Genomic DNA, 16,547 nt, shown 5'->3' on the forward strand with positions numbered 1-16,547 from the left:
GAGAAGTCTAATGGGTTTATTTAGTAAACTATTCGGTGACAAAGGCAATAACGACACCGGAACTATTGAGATTGTTGCTCCGCTGTCTGGTGAGATCGTCAACATCGAAGACGTGCCAGATGTCGTATTTGCTGAGAAAATCGTTGGTGATGGCATTGCTATCAAACCAACCGGTAACAAAATGGTTGCACCGGTTGACGGCACGATTGGTAAGATTTTTGAAACCAACCATGCATTCTCTATCGAATCCGATAGCGGTATTGAGCTGTTCGTTCACTTCGGTATCGACACTGTTGAACTGAAAGGCGAAGGCTTCAAGCGTATCGCTGAAGAAGGCCAGCGCGTTAAAGTTGGCGATCCGGTGATTGAATTCGATCTGCCACTGCTGGAAGAGAAAGCCAAGTCTACCCTGACGCCGGTTGTTATCTCCAACATGGACGAAATCAAAGAGCTGATTAAACTGTCCGGCAGCGTCACCGTGGGTGAAACCCCGGTTATCCGCATCAAAAAGTAATTTTTGACCGCACAGAAAAATGGCGCCTTCGGGCGCCATTTTTGTTTGTCAGAGGGGTAAAACCAGCTCGTCGTACCCTTTTTCCTGAGTGTACTGCATGACCTGCGTCACCCTCTCCCCTGCCCGGTTTATCGCCGCCGCCACACTCTCATTCTGCACCAGCGCGCTGACAAGCTCTGAACAAAACAGATCGCCAGTACCTTTAAGATCGACGTTGACGCGGGGATGGGTGCTGATTGTCACCTCGTCATGGGATACCAACACCACATGAATAGCGTCAGCGTCACCGGCCACCGGGGCGCTGGTAATCGCCACCCACTGCAGCGTATCGGAAAGGAGCCCTTTTGCCGCGGCAATGGCGCTGGCGTTATCCCGACACGTTTTGCCACTGAGCACTTCCAGCTCGTAGATATTGGGCGTAATCCCCTGCGCCAGCGGCAGCAGATGCTGACGGTAGGCCTCCGGAATGTCGGGTTTAACGTAGGTTCCGCTGTCGGTGTCACCAATCACCGGGTCCACCAGGATAAAGATATCCGGATGCTGCGCCTTAATCGTACGCAGCCAGTTTGCCAGCAGGATAATCTGGCTGGCGCTGCCCATGTAGCCGGTGGTAACCGCTTTCAGCTCGCGCAGTATGTCGCGCTCGTCCAGCGCTTGCAGGTAGCCGCTGAACCACTCGTCGGGGATCACCCCACCGTAAAAGGTGTCGTAGTGAGGGGTATTACTGAACAGCACGGTCGGTATCGCCGTCACGTTGAGGCGATGGTGCCGAATATTGGGCACCGCAATGCTGTTACCCACGCTGCCATACACCACCTGCGACTGCACAGCCACAATATCGCTCTGCTGCGCCCGGGTTTTATCCCGGAATAAAATCATCTCCATCGCTTTTAGATCCCTGCCCCCTGCGTATAGCTCTCCTCACCAAACACGCCGGTAGAGAGATAACGATCGCCGCGATCGCAGATGATCGCCACCACCACCGCGCCCGGCACCGCCTGTGCAATGCGCAGGGCGCCCGCTACCGCGCCGCCTGAACTGACGCCGCAAAAAACACCTTCGCGCACGGCCAGTTCACGCATGGTATTTTCTGCCTCGCGCTGGTGAATATCCAGCACCTGGTCCACAAGCTGAGCATTAAAAATGCCCGGCATGTACTCCGCAGGCCAGCGGCGAATACCCGGGATGCTGCTCCCCTCTTCCGGTTGCAGGCCAACAATGGTGACCGCTTTTTCCTGCTCACGCAGAAAACGGGAGACGCCGGTGATGGTGCCCGTGGTTCCCATGCTGGAGACAAAATGGGTGATGCGGCCTTCGGTCTGCTGCCAGATCTCCGGGCCGGTGGTGGTGTAATGGGCATAGGGGTTATCGGGGTTGTTGAATTGATCCAGCAGCTTACCTTCACCGCGCTCAGCCATCTCAAGGGCCAGATCGCGCGCCCCTTCCATCCCCTGCTCTTTGGTCACAAGAATCAGCTCGGCACCGTAAGCCCGCATCGCGGCACGGCGCTCCTGGCTCATGTTGTCCGGCATCAGCAGCTTCATGCGATAGCCTTTGAGGGCGGCGATCATCGCCAGCGCAATGCCGGTGTTCCCGCTGGTCGCCTCGATCAGCACATCGCCGGGTTTGATTTCACCGCGCTTTTCCGCCTGGACAATCATCGACAGCGCGGCACGATCCTTCACCGAACCCGCCGGGTTGTTGCCTTCCAGTTTGATCCAGATTTCGCTGCCGTTATCCGGCCCCATCCGTTGCAGCTTGATCAGAGGGGTATTGCCGATGGTTTGTTCTAATGTGTTCATGACCGCTGTCCAATAAAAAGCCCGGTGGCGTTGACGCTTACCGGGCCTATACAGAGCATATCGTAGGCCGGGTAAGCGCAGCGCCACCCGGCAAAACTACGTGGCGTTAACCTATCAGGCAGATTCCGCCAGAGCAAGATCTCCCCGCGTCTCGATACGATCCTTGTCGTGGTAAATGCGCGCATGTTGCAGGCCGACAAACAGGCGTTCACCGCGGTGCGGCGGCTCCTCGTCGCGCATCACCACCGTCAGCGGTTCGTTGTACCAGCCCAGCGGCTGTACCACCAGCTGGGTGTAGTGACCTTTTGGGCTGGCTTCCAGCACCTGGACCGGCAACGGCGAGTCGAGACTGGTGCGACGGCTGACATCCACTTCCCACGGACGCAGGAAGAGATCGACCGGCCCCTGATAGCCTGGGGTGTAACCCAGCGGCCAGCGGTGGGCGCCAACGTGGAACTGGCCGCCGCGAATGTTGCCGTGCAGTCGGTTCACTTCACCCATAAACTCCAGCACGAAGCGGGTCGCCGGTTCACGCCAGAGCTGCTCAGGCTCATCAACCTGTTCGATATTCCCCTGGCTCATTACCACCACCCGGTCGGCCACTTCCATCGCCTCTTCCTGATCGTGGGTCACGAAGACGCTGGTGAATTTCAGCTCTTCATGCAGCTGACGCAGCCAGCGGCGAAGCTCTTTACGCACCTGCGCATCCAGCGCGCCAAAGGGTTCGTCCAACAGCAGGATCTGTGGCTCAACGGCCAGGGCGCGCGCCAGGGCCACACGCTGTTTCTGGCCGCCGGAAAGCTGGGCCGGATAACGGTCAGCCAGGTGCGCCAGCTGCACCATCTCCAGCAGTTTGGTCACTTTCGCTTTGATGGTGGCGGCGTTCGGACGTTCACGGCGCGGCAGCACCGTCAGGCCGAAGGCGATGTTGTCGAACACTGTCATGTGGCGGAACAGGGCATAATGCTGGAACACGAAGCCCACCTTACGGTCGCGCGCATGCAGGCGGCTTACGTCAGTGCCGTGGAAGCGAATATGGCCGCTGGTCTGATGCTCCAGACCGGCGATGATACGCAGCAGCGTGGTTTTCCCGGAGCCAGACGGTCCCAGCAGCGCCACCATTTGTCCGGAAGGGATATCCAGCGAGATATCGTTCAGCACCTGGGTGCGACCAAAGGACTTCTTAATATTGGCAATCTCAATGCTCATGATTTCCCTCCTGATGCTGGCGTTTGGCCTGATTCTCTAAACGCCACTGCACCATACTCTTTAAAAACAGGGTCAAAATAGCCATCAGCGTCAGCAGGGCTGCGGCGGTAAAGGAACCGACGGTGTTATAGTCCTGCTCCAGCAATTCAATTTGTAACGGCAGCGACAGCGTTTCGCCGCGGATAGATCCGGATACCACCGACACCGCACCAAATTCGCCAATCGCACGGGCGTTGGTCAACACCACGCCATAGAGCAGCGCCCAGCGGATATTCGGCAGGGTGACGCGGCGGAACATCTGCCAGCCGGATGCGCCCAGCAGCACCGCCGCTTCGTCTTCGTTGCTGCCCTGGCTTAACATCACCGGCACCAGCTCACGTACCACAAACGGACAGGTAACAAATATCGTGACCAGCACCATGCCCGGCCAGGCGAACATGATCTGCAGGTTATGCTCATCCAGCCAGCCGCCCAGCGGGCCGTTGGAGCCGTAGAAGAGCAGATAGACCAGACCGGCCACCACCGGTGAGACCGCAAACGGGATGTCCAGCAGGGTCAGCAGCAGCTGGCGGCCCGGGAAATTAAAGCGGGTGACCAGCCAGGCCAGCAGAATGCCGAACACCAGGTTTACCGGCACGGTGATAAGCGCAATCATCACCGTCAGCCAGATGGCATGCAGCATGTCCGGGTCGGCCAGATTTTGCAGCGCGGGCATAATCCCTTTGCTGAACGCCTGGACAAAGATATAGACCATCGGCACGACCAGAATGAAGGCCGATACCAGCACGCCGGTGCCAATCAGCACCCATTTTCCCCAGTTAATACGGGGAGCGTCGTAGCGTTTCAATTGAGTGATTTCCGCCATCAGTGACCTACCACGCGTCGACCAAAGCGACTTTGCAGAGTGTTAATCGAGAACAGCAGCAGCAGCGATGCCGCCAGGATCACCGAGGCAATGGCGCTCGCCGCCGGGTAATCAAACTCCTGCAGGCGAACAAAAATCATCAGCGAGGTCACTTCGGTTTTCCACGCGATGTTACCGGCGATAAAAATCACCGCGCCAAACTCACCGAGGCTGCGGGTGAACGACAGCGCCACGCCCGCCAGCAGGGCCGGAGAGAGCTCAGGCAGTACCACCTTGCGGAAGCTCTGCCAGCGCGTTGCGCCCAGTGTTTCTGCCGCCTCTTCATATTCCGGGCCTAACTCTTCCAGCACCGGCTGTACGGTTCGCACCACAAACGGGATGCTGGTAAAGGCCATCGCCACCGCAATGCCGAGCCAGGTATAGGTCACTTTAATATCAAACTTCGCCAGCCACTCGCCGTAAAAACCGTTGACGGAAAACAGCGAGGCCAGGGTCAGGCCCGCCACCGCGGTGGGCAGCGCGAAGGGTAAATCCATCAGCGCATCCAGCAGCGTGCGGCCCGGGAAACGGTAGCGGGTTAAGATCCACGCCATCAGCAGACCGAACACGCCGTTAAACAGGGAGGCGACAAACGCCGACAGCAGCGTCACTTTATAGGCCGCCACCACCTGCGGATTGCTGATCACCTCCCAGTACTGGGACCAGCTCATCTCAGAGAGCTGGACCACCAGCGCGCTGAGCGGTAACAACAAAATCAGACAGACGAACAGCAGGCTGGTCCCGAGGCTTAAGGTAAAGCCCGGCAGCACACGTCTGGAGGAAACTGCAAACATTACTTACGCCCCGCCGCCAACAGTTTGTCTAACTCACCGCCGCTGGCGAAATGGGTTTTCATCACCTCAGGCCAGGAGCCAAAGTGATCTTCCACGCGGAACAGCTCGGTCTGCGGGAATTTGTCTTTCAGCTTGTTCATCACGTCCGGGTTATTCACGCGATAGTAGAAATCGGTGATCACCGTCTGCGCCTGCGGGCTGTAGAGATAGTTGAGATAGGCTTTCGCCGCCTTCTCCGTGCCGTTGGCTTCGATATTTTTATCCACCCACGCTACCGGGAACTCCGCCAGAACGTTGGTTTTCGGGATAACCACTTCAAAGCCCTGAGCTTCGTACTGCTTACGGATGTTGTTTACTTCCGATTCAAAGCTGATCAGCACATCGCCCAGACCACGTTCCGCGAAGGTGGTGGTGGCACCGCGACCGCCAGTATCGAACACTTCAACGTTTTTCAGGAACTGAGTCATGAACTGTTCAGTTTTGGCTTTATCGTTGCCGTCCGCTTTGTCCGCGGCGCCCCAGGCGGCCAGGTAGGTATAACGCGCGTTGCCGGAGGTTTTCGGGTTCGGGAAGATCAGCTTCACGTCAGAACGCACGAGGTCGTTCCAGTCGTGGATGTTCTTTGGGTTGCCCTTACGCACCAGGAAGCCCATGGTGGAGTAGAACGGCGAGCTGTTGTTCGGCAGACGGCTCTGCCAGTTAGCCGGGATCAGCTTGCCTTTGTCATGCAGGATCTGCACATCGGTGACCTGGTTATAGGTGACCACATCGGCCTTCAGCCCCTGCAGAATGGCCAGCGCCTGTTTCGACGAGCCGGCATGAGACTGCTTAATGGTCAGCTTATCGCCGTTATTCTCTTTCGCCCACTGCTGTTCAAACGGCGGATTCAGGGCGGCAAACAGCTCGCGCGAGACATCATAGGAGCTGTTCAGCAGCTCGGTTGCCTGCGCCTGCGCAACCAGCAACACTGAAGCTGCCAGCACCAGAGATCCTTTTTTCAGTACAGTAATGGCCATTGCGCACCCTTAAAATGTGATGTTTTTCTCAGGGCCATAATATTTATAACGCGTACTAAAGGAGTAACGGTTTTATATACCGTTTAGTGATTTGGAAGCAGAAAAGGGAATAAGGGTGCGGGGAAAGTGCCGGGTGGCGCTTACGCTTACCCGGCCTGTTAAAGGAGTGCCGTTTTATAACGCCAGCAGACGCTCGATAGATGGCGCAAAGTAGTAGCCGCCGGTCACCGGTTTGGTGAAGCGCAGCATCGCGTCGCGCTTGCCGTCGGTGTCGCCAAACATGCTCAGCAGCTGCTGTTCAATGTTATACAGACGCGCGCAGTAGGCGCAGAAGTAGAGACCGTGTGTGCCGCTGGCGGTACCATACGGCAGGCTCTGGCGGACAATCTTCAGTCCTTTGCCATCCTCTTTCAGATCCACGCGACTCAGATGTGAGGTCACCGGGCGCTCGTCGCCGTCGATCTCTTCATTGGCCTCTTTGGTGCGGCCAATCATCATCTCCTGGTCGTGCACGCTCATGCGGTTGAGCTGTTTGAGGTTATGCTCCCAGCGCTGGACGAAGACGTAACTGCCGCCCGCGTCCACGCCCTCTTTGATCACCGCGACTTCACGACGGGTCTCATCCCCAGCCGGGTTTTCGGTGCCGTCAACAAAGCCGCTCAGATCGCGATCTTCCACCCAGCGGAAACCGTGGATCTCTTCTTTTACTTCAACGCAGTCGCCAAAGGCAGCCATCGCAGCCTGGGCAATGGAGAAGTTCACGTCATGACGCAGAGAAAGAATATGGATCAGCACGTCGTACTGGGTGGCCGGAGCCAGACCTTTACCATAAGGCACAAAGTCTTTCAGCTCTTCGGCCCCTTCTCCGCCGCTCAGCTGACGCCAGACGTTGTGGCCAAACGCCACCACTGCGCCGCAGTGGGCATCCGGGAATTTGGCCTGGAAGGTGGCCACGTTATCAATAAAGACTTTGCTGGCCGCACGCAGGGCATCAACATCCCCTTTGACATTGGCTTCGATCCAAATCGCCGCGCGGCAATGTTCTGGCAAAATGCCACTCTGAACCTGAGACATCGCTCCTCCTGAAAAAAAGATGCCACGAAGTCGTGGCATGGTTGGCGGCGATTATACCCGCTTTTTCAGCGAGGCGGCTTGTCCAGGCGCAATTTACTGCTGCCAGATAATTTTGCTGACTTTCCAGTTTTTCAGGGTGTCGTCAGAAGGCATTAACCCCTGCGGGCCATTCCAGGTTCCGCTGAACTGGTAGCTGATATGCTGGCTGCCTTCCGCCTTACACTCTACCGCCACACCCTCTTCGGCAGGGGCGCTCGCGCAGTTGCCGTAGGCCTTCTGATAGAGGTCGCTAAATGGGGTACCGATCTTCACCCCACTGTCGGTTTCGATGTCGCTATCCAGCACCTCGATGCGCGTCACCGTCTCTTTATTACCGTTAATCACCAGGGCCAGTTGGTCATCTTTCAGCGCTTCGTAATAGTGCACAATATTACCGTTCTGCGTTCTCATGCCGCTGCGCAGCCGGTAATCACCGCCTAATGCCGATTCGATGGCGCTCTGTTCCAGCGGCGTGGCGGCGGTGAGGTTGCCCACCCCCTGCTCAGTCACGTCGGTGGATGAGCCGAACCAGTTCCAGGGATAAGCCGCAGACCAGTTAACGGCGGAAAGCGTTGAACAGCCCGTCAGGACAACGGGAAGCGCACATAACAGTAAACGCAGCGATTTCATCGGGAGTTCCTTTCTGGTTATTTGAACGCTTGTTGGAGTACAGCATCGCTAAAAAGTGCCGTTTAATCTTTCTCGGGGGTGAAACAGGCGCGCAGACGGGGATGGGTCAGCAGCCACAGCAGCGCCACAATATCGGCCACCACCAGCGCAATGCCCACGCCACTCAGGGCTTCACCGTTCAGCCAGAGCAGCGGCTGCCAGCACAGCAGTACGCCCTGGGCGAGGATAAGCAGCCCGTGCAGCGTACGCCACAGACGCGGCCAGAGGTGACGCCGCCCGCTCAGTAAAAAGGCCAGCACCGCCGGGATCCCCGGCAGCAGCCCGAGCCAGAAGTTATTACGATCGGGATAAAACAGGCTCAGCAGCGTGTTGCCCTGATCGCGGGAGGCGCCAGCCAGCACGAATAACACCCAGGTGCGCGCCTGGAGGAGCAGTACGCACCAGAACAGAAACGGCAGACGTACCCGGCCATAGCCGTCGTAGTCGCCCGGGTGGAAATCAATACTCTTCATCTTCTATCAGGCGCTTGCCCAGCGTCAGCACGTCGGCATGTTCATAGTTAAGACGCTCGTACATGCCCAGTACCATGTCGTTATCTTCCCGCACCATGATCTGAATTTTTGGACAGCCACGGGCGATCAGTTTCTTTTCCAGACGATTGAGCAGCGCGTTGGCAATGCCGCGCCCGCGAAACTCCGGGTGCACGCCCAGATAGTATGCCGAGCCGCGATGCCCGTCATAGCCGCCCATCACGGTGCCTACCACTTCGCCGTTCACCTCCGCCACAAGAAACAGGCTGACGTCATGATTGAGCTTGCGCTCGATGTCCATCTCCGGATCGTTCCACGGTCGCAGGAGCTCGCAGCGCTCCCAGAGAGTGATCACCTCTTCGAAGTCTGCCTGGCGAAAAACACGTATCTCCATGGTATTAACCGCCTTTTTGGGTTCAAAAACAGTGATTATGACGCGAACGCCCGCTTTCGCCAATATCCCGCGAAAAACACCTGAAAATTTGGCATAATGGCACTTTGTCACGTATTGAAATGAAAAGTAAAACAATTCGCCACATGGACTGTCGTAACGGAAAAGACGATACGATATAACACCAGGACCCCAATTTTTACAATTCAGGCCGCATGAGCACATTCAAACCATTAAAAGCACTCACATCGCGTCGTCAGGTTCTCAAAGCGGGGCTGGCGGCCTTAACGTTAACGGGCATCGCAAAGCAGGCTCAGGCAAAAGACGAGAGCACGCTCAAAACCAGTAACGGACACAGTAAACCCAAAACCAAAAAACCCGGCGCGAAGCGTCTGGTCATGCTCGATCCCGGTCACGGCGGCATTGATACCGGCGCCATTGGCAGAAACGGTTCCAAAGAAAAACACGTTGTGCTGGCGATTGCAAAAAATGTCCGGTCGATTTTACGCAGCAACGGTATTGACGCCCGCCTGACGCGCACCGGCGATACCTTCATTCCGCTTTACGACCGTGTGGAGATCGCCCACAAGCACGGCGCGAATCTGTTTATGTCGATACATGCCGACGGCTTTACTAACCCGTCGGCGGCGGGGGCATCGGTATTTGCCCTCTCCAACCGCGGCGCCAGTAGCGCCATGGCAAAATACCTCTCCGACCGGGAAAACCGCGCGGATGAAGTGGCCGGAAAGAAAACCACCGACAAAGATCATCTCCTGCAGCAGGTGCTGTTTGACCTTGTTCAGACGGATACCATCAAAAACAGCCTGACGCTCGGCTCGCATATTCTGAAGAAGATTAAGCCGGTACACCGTCTGCACAGTAAAGGCACCGAGCAGGCGGCGTTTGTGGTGCTGAAATCGCCGTCGATTCCCTCAGTGCTGGTGGAAACCTCTTTTATTACCAACCCGGAAGAGGAGCGTCTGCTCGGCACGGCGGCGTTTCGCCAGAAGATCGCCAACGCGATTGCCTCCGGCATTATCAGTTACTTTAACTGGTTCGATAACCAGAAAGCGCACTCCAGGAAACGTTGATGAAACCCAATGCACAGCTGGTTAAAACTTTTCTGCTGCAACTGCAGGATGACATTTGCCAGAAACTGAGCGCCGTCGATGGCGGTGAATTCCAGCAGGATGAGTGGCAGCGCGAAGCCGGTGGCGGCGGACGCAGCCGCGTACTGCGCAACGGTGGCGTGTTCGAGCAGGCCGGGGTTAACTTCTCCCATGTTCACGGCGACGCCATGCCCGCTTCAGCTACCGCGCACCGCCCGGAGCTGGCGGGCCGCAGCTTTGAGGCAATGGGCGTCTCGCTGGTGGTGCACCCGCATAACCCGTTCGTGCCAACCAGCCACGCTAACGTGCGCTTTTTTATCGCCGAAAAACCGGGTGCTGAGCCGGTGTGGTGGTTCGGTGGCGGCTTCGACTTAACGCCCTATTACGGCTTTGAAGAGGACGCGGTGCACTGGCACCAGACCGCCCGCGAACTGTGTCAGCCTTTTGGCGACGAGGTCTATCCGAAATACAAGAAGTGGTGCGACGACTATTTTTACCTGAAGCACCGCGACGAGCAGCGCGGCATTGGCGGGCTGTTCTTTGACGATCTCAACACCCCCGATTTTGATACCGCGTTCAGCTTTATGCAGGCGGTGGGCAACGGCTATACCGAGGCGTACCTGCCGATTGTCGAGCGGCGGAAAAACCACAATTACGGCGTGCGCGAGCGCGAGTTCCAGCTCTATCGCCGCGGGCGCTACGTGGAGTTTAACCTGGTGTGGGACCGCGGGACGCTGTTCGGCCTGCAAACCGGCGGGCGCACGGAGTCGATTCTGATGTCGATGCCGCCGCTGGTGCGCTGGGAGTACAGTTATGAACCAAAAGAAGGCAGCCCGGAGGCTGCCCTGAAGGATTTTATTAAGGTTCGCGACTGGATTTAACGCCGGGCGGCGCTGCGCTTGCCCGGCCTGCCTGACCCGCAGGGCGGGTAAGCGAAAGCGCCACCCGACAACTGTTGCTTACAGCGGCTGCGTTTGCGCCTCTACCACCGCCAGCGCCACCATGTTCACGATACGGCGCACCGAGGCAATCGGGGTTAATACATGCACCGGTTTCGCCACCCCCATCAGTACCGGCCCGACGGTCACCCCTTCTGAACTGGAGACGCGCAGCAGGTTGTAGCTGATACGCGCCGCTTCCACGTTCGGCATGATCAGCACGTTGGCAGAGCCTTTCAGCGGGCTGTCCGGCATCCGCTCGTTACGGATACTCTCCACCAGCGCGGCATCGCCATGCATCTCCCCGTCGATCATCAGCTCCGGCGCGCGCTCGCGCACCAGCGCCAGCGTCTGGCGCATTTTGCAGGCGGCAGCCGATTTGGATGAGCCAAAGTTGGAGTGCGACAGCAGCGCCACCTTCGGTTCGATACCGAAGCGACGCACCGTCTCCGCCGCCATCACCGTAATTTCCGCCAGCTGTTCCGGGGTCGGATCGTCGTTGACGTAGGTATCGGCAATAAAGGTGTTACCGCTTGGCAGCAGCAGCGCGTTCATCGCCCCGGCAGTATGCACGTTGTCGCGATAGCCGAAGATCTCCTGCACTACGCTGAAGTGCTCATGGTACTCACCGATGGTGCCGCAGATCAGCGCGTCAGCTTCGCCACGGTGGACCATGATCGCCCCGATCACCGTGGTGTTGCCGATCACCGCCCGCTGCGCCTGCTCCTGGGTGATCCCCCGACGTTTCATGATCGCGTAATATTCGCTCCAGTACTCCTTGAAGCGTGGATCGGATTCATTGTTGACGATTTCGAAATCGACGCCCGGCTTAATCTGCAGACCCAGCTTCTGGATACGCATCTCGATCACGCTCGGACGACCAATCAGGATCGGCTTCGCCAGCCCCAGGCTTACCAGCTCCTGAGTGGCGTGCAGGACGCGTGCCTCCTCCCCTTCCGCCAGCACCACGCGTTTTGCGTCCGCGCGCGCCTGGGAGAAGATCGGCTTCATGAACAGGTTGGTTTTGTAGACGAACTCGGTGAGTTTATCGATATAAGCATCAAAGTCGGCGATCGGGCGCGTTGCCACGCCGGAGTCCATTGCCGCTTTTGCCACCGCCGGCGCGATTTTGACAATCAGGCGCGGATCGAACGGCTTCGGAATAATGTAATCGGGGCCAAAGCTCAGATCCTGATCGCCATAGGCGGAGGCTACCACTTCGCTCTGCTCCGCGTGGGCCAGCTCGGCAATGGCGTGAACCGCTGCCAGCTTCATCTCTTCGTTGATGGCGGTGGCACCAACGTCCAGCGCCCCGCGGAAGATAAACGGGAAGCAGAGAACGTTGTTCACCTGGTTTGGGTAGTCTGAGCGACCGGTACAGATAATGGCATCCGGGCGTACCGCTTTCGCCAGCGGCGGCAGGATCTCTGGCTCCGGGTTGGCCAGGGCGAGGATTAACGGCGCGCGCGCCATCTTCATCACCATCTCTTCGCTGAGCACTTTCGGGCCCGAGCAGCCAAGGAAGATATCCGCGCCGTCCACCACCTCTGCCAGAGTGCGCCTGCCGTCATCCTCCACGGCGTAGGCAGCTTTGGTCTCCGCCATGTTGGCTTCGCGGCCTTTGTAGATGACCCCTTTGGAGTCGCAGACCACGATGTTGTGCTTCTGCATCCCCAGCGCCACCAGCAGGTTCATACAGGCGATAGCTGCCGCGCCTGCCCCGGAGACCACCATACGTACGTCAGAGAGGTTTTTCTCCACCACCCGCAGGCCATTGAGGATAGCGGCGGTGCTGATGATAGCGGTTCCGTGCTGGTCGTCGTGGAATACCGGAATGTTCATCCGCTCGCGCAGTTTCTGCTCGATGTAGAAACATTCCGGCGCTTTGATGTCCTCAAGGTTGATGCCGCCAAAGGTCGGCTCCAGCGCGGCCACCACGTTGATAAATTTATCCGGGTCGAGCTCGTCCACTTCAATATCGAACACGTCGATACCGGCAAACTTCTTAAACAGTACGCCCTTGCCTTCCATCACCGGTTTTCCGGCCAGCGCCCCGATATTCCCCAGCCCCAGCACCGCGGTGCCGTTGGAGATCACCGCTACCAGGTTGCCGCGGGCGGTGTATTTATAGGCCGCCAGCGGATCTTTTTCGATTTCAAGACAGGGCGCGGCCACGCCCGGCGAGTAGGCTAACGCCAGGTCGCGCTGGGTGGCGAGAGGCTTGGTGGGGGAGACCTGAATTTTGCCGGGTACAGGGAATTCATGAAAATCGAGGGCACTCTGTTTCAACTGATCGTCCATTGTAAGGTTCCTTTCACGTGTCGTTCAAAATGGGTGATGTTGTTATGGTCTGAGTTCACCCAGGGTGGCGGATAGTATCGCTGCTGACCGCGGTTCAAACTTTGAAGGGTGCCAAAGTCTCACTATCCAAAAACAAAAATTGTTATCAATTTATAACAATCATGTTACCTGCCCAGCGAAGCAAGACCATGTCCGTCTGCTATGCTTTTTTGTTAAGTCCATCGCGAATTTCGCAGAAGTGTGATCTAACACACTCCACCAACTCTTTTATTTTCAAGGAGTCACTCTTTATGAATCAACTAGACGGCATCAAACAATTCACCACGGTCGTGGCTGACAGCGGTGATATCGAATCCATTCGCCATTACCAGCCCCAGGATGCGACCACCAACCCGTCGCTGCTGCTGAAGGCTGCCGGGCTCTCACACTTCTCGCATCTGATTGACGACGCCATTGCGTTTGGTAAAGGACGCGGGAAAACCAAAGAGCAGCAGGTTGCCGAGGCCAGCGACAAACTGGCGGTCAATATCGGTAGCGAAATTCTGAAAAGTATTCCGGGGCGCGTCTCCACCGAAGTGGACGCCCGCCTGTCGTTCGACCAGGAGAAGAGCATCGCCAAAGCGCGGCAGATTGTGCAGCTCTATGAGGAGCAGGATGTGGAGAAATCGCGCATTCTGATCAAGCTGGCCTCCACCTGGGAGGGGATCCGCGCCGCCGAAGTGCTGGAGAAAGAGGGGATCAACTGTAACCTGACCCTGCTCTTCTCCTTCGCTCAGGCGCGTGCCTGCGCCGAGGCCGGGGTGCATCTGGTTTCACCGTTCGTCGGGCGAATCTACGACTGGTATCAGGCCCGCCAGCCGATGGACCCTTATGTGGTGGACGAAGATCCCGGCGTGAAATCCGTTCGCAATATCTACGATTACTATAAGCAACACCGCTATGAAACCATCGTGATGGGCGCCAGCTTCCGCCGCACCGAGCAGATCCTGGCCCTCACCGGCTGCGACCGTTTGACCATCTCCCCTAACCTACTGAAAGAGTTGCAGGAGAAAGATGAGCCGGTTATCCGCCGTCTGGTGCCTTCCTCCACGGTGCTGCCAAAACCCAAACCCATGACCGAAGCCGAATTCCGCTGGGAGCATAATCAGGACGCCATGGCGGTCGAGAAGCTGTCAGAAGGGATCCGTCTTTTCGCGGTCGACCAGCGCAAACTCGAAGACCTGCTTGCCGCCAAACTGTAACCTTGCCATGGAGTGAACTATGTCCCGTAAAGAGTTAGCCAATGCCATTCGCGCCCTCAGCATGGATGCCGTGCAAAAAGCCAATTCCGGTCACCCAGGCGCGCCGATGGGCATGGCCGATATCGCCGAAGTGTTGTGGAACGATTTCCTGAAACATAACCCTAACGATCCGACGTGGTATGACCGCGACCGCTTTATTCTCTCTAACGGTCACGCCTCGATGCTGCTTTATAGCCTGCTGCACCTCTCCGGCTATAACCTGCCGCTGGAGGAGTTGAAAAACTTCCGTCAGCTGCACTCAAAAACGCCGGGGCATCCGGAGCTGGGTTATACGCCAGGGGTCGAAACCACCACCGGGCCGCTCGGTCAGGGGCTGGCGAATGCGGTCGGGCTGGCGATTGCCGAGCGCACGCTGGCGGCGCAGTTTAACCAGCCGGGACATGAGATTGTCGATCACTATACCTATGTCTTTATGGGCGATGGCTGCCTGATGGAGGGGATCTCGCACGAGGTCTGCTCCCTGGCGGGCACGCTGGGCCTGGGCAAGCTGATCGGCTTCTACGATCACAACGGCATCTCCATCGACGGCGAAACCGAGGGTTGGTTCACTGACGACACGGCCAAACGCTTTGAGGCCTATAACTGGCACGTGGTGCATGAGATTGATGGCCACGATCCAGAGGCGCTGAAAGCGGCCATTCAGGAAGCGCAAAGCGTAACTGATAAACCGTCGCTGATAATCTGTCGCACGGTCATCGGATTTGGTTCACCGAACAAAGCCGGCAAGGAAGAGTCCCACGGCGCAGCGCTGGGGGAAGAGGAAGTGGCCCTGACGCGGCAGAAGCTGGGCTGGAAATACCCGGCCTTTGAGATCCCGAAAGAGATCTACAAAGCCTGGGATGCCCGTGAAGAGGGCGAAAAAGCGCAGGCGGCCTGGAACGACAAATTTGCTGCCTATCAGAAAGCCCATCCGGAGCTGGCGGCAGAGTTCAGCCGTCGCATGGGCGGTGGCCTGCCTGAAAACTGGGAAGAGACAACCCAGGCGCTGATTGAAAATTTACAGGCTAATCCGGCGAAAATCGCCACCCGTAAGGCCTCGCAAAACGTCCTTAACGCCATTGGCCCGATCCTGCCGGAACTGCTCGGCGGCTCGGCGGACCTGGCACCGAGTAACCTGACTATCTGGTCGGGCTCGACCTCGCTCAAGGAAGATATCGCCGGGAACTACATCCACTACGGGGTGCGCGAGTTCGGCATGACCGCTATTGCCAACGGTATCGCCCACCACGGCGGGTTCGTGCCTTATACCGCCACCTTCCTGATGTTTGTGGAGTATGCGCGTAACGCCGCGCGTATGGCGGCACTGATGAAGGCCCGGCAGATCATGGTTTATACCCACGACTCCATCGGTCTGGGGGAAGATGGCCCAACTCACCAGGCGGTGGAACAGCTGGCCAGCCTGCGTCTGACGCCGAACTTCAGCACCTGGCGACCGTGCGATCAGGTTGAAGCCGCTGTCGGCTGGAAACTGGCGATAGAGCGCCACAACGGCCCGACGGCGCTTATCCTCTCCCGCCAGAACCTGGCGCAGATCGAGCGTACCCCGGAGCAAGTGAAAAATATTGCCCGCGGGGGGTATATCCTGAAAGACAGCGGCGGTAAGCCGGATCTGATTCTGATTGCTACCGGTTCGGAGATGGAGATTACCGTCAAGGCGGCGGAGAAGCTCACCGCCGAAGGCCATGCAGTACGGGTGGTGTCGCTGCCTTCAACGGATATCTTTGATGCTCAGGATGAAGAGTACCGCGAGTCGGTGCTGCCGTCAGACGTCACGGCCCGCGTGGCGGTCGAAGCGGGTATCGCGGACTACTGGTACAAATATGTCGGGTTGAAAGGGAAGATTGTCGGCATGACTGGCTACGGTGAATCCGCCCCTGCCGAGAAGCTGTTCCCGTTCTTCGGCTTTACGGTGGAGAATGTGGTCGAGAAGGCGCAGGCCTTACTGTAAGTGGTTTGCCCGGCGGCGCTGTGCTTGCCGGGCCTACTAGTTTAACG

16 protein-coding genes are annotated in these 16,547 nt (G+C 57.6%); 5 read left to right on the top strand and 11 right to left on the bottom strand.

The window, feature by feature from the left end:
- The first annotated feature begins 10 nt into the window (after positions 1-10).
- Positions 11-514, top strand: a complete 504-nt coding sequence (gene crr, locus FHC51_RS21330; RefSeq protein ID WP_039029658.1) for a PTS glucose transporter subunit IIA — start codon at positions 11-13, stop codon at positions 512-514.
- Positions 515-562: 48 nt separating this feature from the next.
- Here the strand turns inward: crr and pdxK are convergent, their stop codons facing one another.
- The 10 genes from pdxK to FHC51_RS21380 all read right to left on the bottom strand — a co-directional run bounded on the left by pdxK (position 563) and on the right by FHC51_RS21380 (position 8,906).
- Positions 563-1,399 carry a pyridoxine/pyridoxal/pyridoxamine kinase gene (pdxK, locus tag FHC51_RS21335; RefSeq protein WP_220436550.1) on the bottom strand — a complete coding sequence of 279 codons (837 nt, stop codon included), beginning with the start codon at positions 1,397-1,399 and terminating at the stop codon, positions 563-565.
- A 5-nt stretch (positions 1,400-1,404) separates the two neighbouring features.
- Complete coding sequence (gene cysM / locus FHC51_RS21340; protein WP_114314318.1) at positions 1,405-2,316, bottom strand: cysteine synthase CysM; 912 nt, start codon at positions 2,314-2,316, stop codon at positions 1,405-1,407.
- 114 nt (positions 2,317-2,430) lie between these two features.
- Positions 2,431-3,525 (bottom strand): sulfate/thiosulfate ABC transporter ATP-binding protein CysA, encoded by a 1,095-nt coding sequence (gene cysA, locus FHC51_RS21345; RefSeq protein WP_103824675.1) that lies wholly within the window; start codon positions 3,523-3,525, stop codon positions 2,431-2,433.
- Positions 3,515-4,390, bottom strand: coding sequence for a sulfate/thiosulfate ABC transporter permease CysW (gene cysW / locus FHC51_RS21350; protein ID WP_103824674.1), 876 nt, complete (start codon positions 4,388-4,390; stop codon positions 3,515-3,517). The genes cysA and cysW overlap by 11 nt, the downstream gene beginning before the upstream one ends.
- Positions 4,390-5,223, bottom strand: a complete 834-nt coding sequence (gene cysT, locus FHC51_RS21355) for a sulfate/thiosulfate ABC transporter permease CysT (RefSeq protein WP_103180651.1) — start codon at positions 5,221-5,223, stop codon at positions 4,390-4,392. The genes cysW and cysT overlap by 1 nt, the downstream gene beginning before the upstream one ends.
- Positions 5,223-6,239: a sulfate ABC transporter substrate-binding protein gene (locus FHC51_RS21360; protein ID WP_103824673.1), complete on the bottom strand. Its 1,017-nt coding sequence runs from the start codon at positions 6,237-6,239 to the stop codon at positions 5,223-5,225. Before FHC51_RS21360 ends, cysT begins: the two co-directional genes overlap by 1 nt.
- 174 nt (positions 6,240-6,413) lie before the next feature.
- Positions 6,414-7,313 (bottom strand): Dyp-type peroxidase, encoded by a 900-nt coding sequence (locus FHC51_RS21365; protein ID WP_156239501.1) that lies wholly within the window; start codon positions 7,311-7,313, stop codon positions 6,414-6,416.
- 93 nt (positions 7,314-7,406) lie between these two features.
- Entirely contained in the window at positions 7,407-7,982 is a 576-nt protein-coding gene (locus tag FHC51_RS21370) for an RpoE-regulated lipoprotein (protein WP_103824671.1), read from the bottom strand.
- Positions 7,983-8,044: 62 nt separating this feature from the next.
- Complete coding sequence (locus FHC51_RS21375) at positions 8,045-8,494, bottom strand: DUF2919 domain-containing protein (protein ID WP_220436551.1); 450 nt, start codon at positions 8,492-8,494, stop codon at positions 8,045-8,047.
- On the bottom strand, positions 8,481-8,906 hold the full coding sequence (locus tag FHC51_RS21380) for a GNAT family acetyltransferase (RefSeq protein ID WP_032613000.1): 426 nt from the start codon (positions 8,904-8,906) through the stop codon (positions 8,481-8,483). Before FHC51_RS21380 ends, FHC51_RS21375 begins: the two co-directional genes overlap by 14 nt.
- Before the next feature lie 212 nt (positions 8,907-9,118).
- On the opposite strand from FHC51_RS21380, the gene amiA reads away from it, so the two are divergent.
- A complete protein-coding gene (gene amiA / locus FHC51_RS21385) occupies positions 9,119-9,994 on the top strand; it encodes an N-acetylmuramoyl-L-alanine amidase AmiA (protein ID WP_220436552.1) in 876 nt (291 codons plus the stop codon).
- Positions 9,994-10,893, top strand: a complete 900-nt coding sequence (gene hemF / locus FHC51_RS21390) for an oxygen-dependent coproporphyrinogen oxidase (RefSeq protein WP_220436553.1) — start codon at positions 9,994-9,996, stop codon at positions 10,891-10,893. The genes amiA and hemF overlap by 1 nt, the downstream gene beginning before the upstream one ends.
- A 78-nt stretch (positions 10,894-10,971) precedes the next feature.
- Here hemF and maeB read toward each other — a convergent pair whose 3' ends face one another.
- Positions 10,972-13,251: an NADP-dependent oxaloacetate-decarboxylating malate dehydrogenase gene (gene maeB, locus FHC51_RS21395; protein WP_114386003.1), complete on the bottom strand. Its 2,280-nt coding sequence runs from the start codon at positions 13,249-13,251 to the stop codon at positions 10,972-10,974.
- A gap of 290 nt (positions 13,252-13,541) precedes the next feature.
- Here maeB and tal point away from each other — a divergent pair, with 290 nt between their 5' ends.
- Together tal and tkt are read left to right on the top strand one after the other, a co-directional pair.
- The gene (gene tal / locus FHC51_RS21400; RefSeq protein ID WP_220436554.1) at positions 13,542-14,492 is read left to right on the top strand and encodes a transaldolase; all 951 of its coding nucleotides are present in this window, start codon (positions 13,542-13,544) and stop codon (positions 14,490-14,492) included.
- A gap of 19 nt (positions 14,493-14,511) precedes the next feature.
- Positions 14,512-16,500 (top strand): transketolase, encoded by a 1,989-nt coding sequence (tkt, locus tag FHC51_RS21405; RefSeq protein WP_220436555.1) that lies wholly within the window; start codon positions 14,512-14,514, stop codon positions 16,498-16,500.
- The last annotated feature ends 47 nt before the right edge of the window (positions 16,501-16,547 follow it).

It is taken from the genome of Leclercia sp. EC_58 (assembly GCF_019584355.1).
GTDB lineage: Bacteria > Pseudomonadota > Gammaproteobacteria > Enterobacterales > Enterobacteriaceae > Enterobacter.

What these genes read in the sequence shown, in the direction of transcription:
- crr (WP_039029658.1), top strand. Translation starts at nt 11, where the DNA reads ATGGGTTTATTTAGTAAACTATTCGGTGACAAAGGCAATAACGACACC.
- amiA (WP_220436552.1), top strand. Translation starts at nt 9,119, where the DNA reads ATGAGCACATTCAAACCATTAAAAGCACTCACATCGCGTCGTCAGGTT.
- FHC51_RS21370 (WP_103824671.1), bottom strand. Translation starts at nt 7,982, where the DNA reads ATGAAATCGCTGCGTTTACTGTTATGTGCGCTTCCCGTTGTCCTGACG.
- FHC51_RS21375 (WP_220436551.1), bottom strand. Translation starts at nt 8,494, where the DNA reads ATGAAGAGTATTGATTTCCACCCGGGCGACTACGACGGCTATGGCCGG.
- FHC51_RS21380 (WP_032613000.1), bottom strand. Translation starts at nt 8,906, where the DNA reads ATGGAGATACGTGTTTTTCGCCAGGCAGACTTCGAAGAGGTGATCACT.
- maeB (WP_114386003.1), bottom strand. Translation starts at nt 13,251, where the DNA reads ATGGACGATCAGTTGAAACAGAGTGCCCTCGATTTTCATGAATTCCCT.
- FHC51_RS21365 (WP_156239501.1), bottom strand. Translation starts at nt 7,313, where the DNA reads ATGTCTCAGGTTCAGAGTGGCATTTTGCCAGAACATTGCCGCGCGGCG.
- FHC51_RS21360 (WP_103824673.1), bottom strand. Translation starts at nt 6,239, where the DNA reads ATGGCCATTACTGTACTGAAAAAAGGATCTCTGGTGCTGGCAGCTTCA.
- cysT (WP_103180651.1), bottom strand. Translation starts at nt 5,223, where the DNA reads ATGTTTGCAGTTTCCTCCAGACGTGTGCTGCCGGGCTTTACCTTAAGC.
- hemF (WP_220436553.1), top strand. Translation starts at nt 9,994, where the DNA reads ATGAAACCCAATGCACAGCTGGTTAAAACTTTTCTGCTGCAACTGCAG.
- tal (WP_220436554.1), top strand. Translation starts at nt 13,542, where the DNA reads ATGAATCAACTAGACGGCATCAAACAATTCACCACGGTCGTGGCTGAC.
- cysW (WP_103824674.1), bottom strand. Translation starts at nt 4,390, where the DNA reads ATGGCGGAAATCACTCAATTGAAACGCTACGACGCTCCCCGTATTAAC.
- cysA (WP_103824675.1), bottom strand. Translation starts at nt 3,525, where the DNA reads ATGAGCATTGAGATTGCCAATATTAAGAAGTCCTTTGGTCGCACCCAG.
- pdxK (WP_220436550.1), bottom strand. Translation starts at nt 1,399, where the DNA reads ATGGAGATGATTTTATTCCGGGATAAAACCCGGGCGCAGCAGAGCGAT.
- tkt (WP_220436555.1), top strand. Translation starts at nt 14,512, where the DNA reads ATGTCCCGTAAAGAGTTAGCCAATGCCATTCGCGCCCTCAGCATGGAT.
- cysM (WP_114314318.1), bottom strand. Translation starts at nt 2,316, where the DNA reads ATGAACACATTAGAACAAACCATCGGCAATACCCCTCTGATCAAGCTG.